Here is a 2174-nt window from a genome sequence, read left to right on the forward strand (position 1 = left end):
AAGTTGCTGTGTATGCGCTTGCCGTTCGCGGCGCGCGGGGTATGCGGCGGAAAAACCGCCGGACCGCGCCGGGGCGCGGAGCACACTGTACGGCCTGTTTACTTGGGCTGCAAGACAAATACGCCTTTATCATTGACCGTATAGGTGCGGTAGAATTCGCCCACGCGGTCGCCCTTGGCGTCAAAACCCAGGCTGCCGGAAAGGCCCGGCATGTCCTTGAGATTCTTGAGCCATGCGGCCATGCTCTCGGGCTTGTCGTTGCCTGCGGCCAGCGCGGCTTCAATAACCTTGAAGGCGTCGCCCGCCAGCACGGCCCATACGGAAACAGGCACGGTACTGTATTTGGCCTTAAAGGCTTCAAGAAAAGACCGGGCTTCAGCGGTGTCCATATCCTGCGGCAGGGGCGGGCTGATAAAGAAGTAGCCCTCGGCCGCCTCGTTGCCCGCTATTTTCACCAGGTCCTGATGGTTGGCGGCATCGCCGCCCATCATGGGTACGGCCCAGCCCATTTCCTTTTTCTGGCGCAGCAGCATGCCCGTTTCAGGATAGTAGCCGGTAAAGAACACAAGGTCGGGACCGGCAGCCTTGAGCTTGGTCAGAATAGCCGTGTAATCGCGCTCTCCGGGGGTGAGGGCGTCATAAAAAACTACCTTCACGCCGTCCTTTTTCAGAACGGCCCGGGTTTCTTCGGCCAGGCCCTTGGCGTAAGAAGAGTTGTCATGCAGAATCGCCACGGCCTTGTAGCCGCCCTTGACAACGGCGCCGGCCGCCGCGCGGCCCTGGGCGTCGTCACGCGGGCAGGTGCGGAAAAAGAGCGGCCGGCCCTTCTCCGTCCGGCGCACGCTGGTGGAACCCGTGCCGATCTGCACCAGACCGGCTTCGTCCAGAATATTCTGACTGGCTTCGGTTACGGCCGAGCCGTACGTGCCGATAACAGCCACCACGCCCGCCGAGGCAAGCTTTTGCGCGGCAAGGGCAGCGGTGCGCGGGTCACCGGCATCGTCCTCCACCACAATCCTGATCTGGCGGCCGTTGATGCCGCCCTTGGCATTCACTTCATCAGCCAGCAGGCTGACGATGTTCTTCATGTCCTGACCTTCGGAAGCCCATTTGCCCGTCAGCGGACACATGAGGCCAATCTTGATGTCGCCGGCCAGAGCCGTCATAGGCACCAGCAGGGTAAGGGCCAGCGCCCCAAGCAAACGACCAAGTGCTTTCATAAAAATTCCCCCGTCCGGTATGCGGTGATGATAGTAACAAAATAGCATACCCCAAATTCGTGCAAAGAAAAAGCCCCAGTTTTGCCGCCGGATTTACGACGGCAGGCTACGCCTGCCGAATCGCAAGCCAGCGACGCTTTGCCGCTGCCTCTCCCTGCACCATGAATGTCACATGACGCACACAAGGCCGTAACCTGTCGGCATTCAAATAATTTTGACTACAGTTCATATCGTGCGCCTGTTGCCGCCATTTTAGCGGCATGCCGCAAACCTCGACAGGCAAATAAATTTGTTATAGGGTAATGATCAGACAAACAGGAAAGGCATCGCTCCCCCTGTGTGCGGCGCATGCCGCGGTCATGCATGGCCCATAATTTCCCGGGGCATTCCGTTCGGGCGTTCACACACCCGATTCCGGCGCATGTGCCGCCTTCTGAAATTTTCACGCGTCCGGCTGCGTCCGGTCCACTCTTCCAGCAGTCTTACACCGTCCGCTGCGACCTCGCCTCCCCCATCTCGCCTCACGCAGCGTCATGCCCACGCACCCATATCGCCAGGGAGGACGTATGCGGTTCAGCTTTGACAAGGCTGCCTGCCAGAACACCCGCAGAGCGCTGCGCAAGGAATGGCTGCTCGCCAACGGCCTTGGCGACTATGCGAGCAGCACCATTCTGTGCTGCAATACGCGCAAATATCACGGCCTGCTCACGGTCAACACGCCGTATGGCCGCCATGTGCTGCTCTCTGCCCTTGAAGAATCCCTCGTGGGCGGCGGCAAGGAATTTGCGCTTTCCACACGCCAGCATCCCGACACGCTCTACCCCCACGGCCATGACTATCTGGAAACGTTCCGGCTGGAGCAGTGGCCCAGGTGCTGCTACCGCGTGGGTGACGTGCGCCTGTGCCGCGAAATCCTGCTTGTACCGGGGCAGAGCCGCCTTGCCGTGCGCTGGA

The 2174-nt window shown here is 60.3% G+C and carries 2 protein-coding genes; one reads left to right on the forward strand and one right to left on the reverse strand.

The window, feature by feature from the left end; all coding sequences use genetic code 11:
* Positions 1-98: 98 nt before the first annotated feature.
* On the reverse strand, positions 99-1220 hold the full coding sequence (locus tag V6C07_RS03225) for a branched-chain amino acid ABC transporter substrate-binding protein (RefSeq protein ID WP_333534937.1): 1122 nt from the start codon (positions 1218-1220) through the stop codon (positions 99-101).
* Between the two features lie 566 nt (positions 1221-1786).
* Here V6C07_RS03225 and V6C07_RS03230 point away from each other — a divergent pair.
* The coding region (locus V6C07_RS03230) for a glycogen debranching enzyme N-terminal domain-containing protein (protein ID WP_333534938.1) at positions 1787-2174 on the forward strand (388 nt) is incomplete at its 3' end.

The sequence above is a fragment of the Desulfovibrio sp. 1214_IL3152 genome (genome assembly GCF_036763055.1).
GTDB lineage: Bacteria > Desulfobacterota > Desulfovibrionia > Desulfovibrionales > Desulfovibrionaceae > Desulfovibrio.

What these genes read in the sequence shown, in the direction of transcription:
- V6C07_RS03225 (WP_333534937.1), bottom strand. Translation starts at nt 1,220, where the DNA reads ATGAAAGCACTTGGTCGTTTGCTTGGGGCGCTGGCCCTTACCCTGCTG.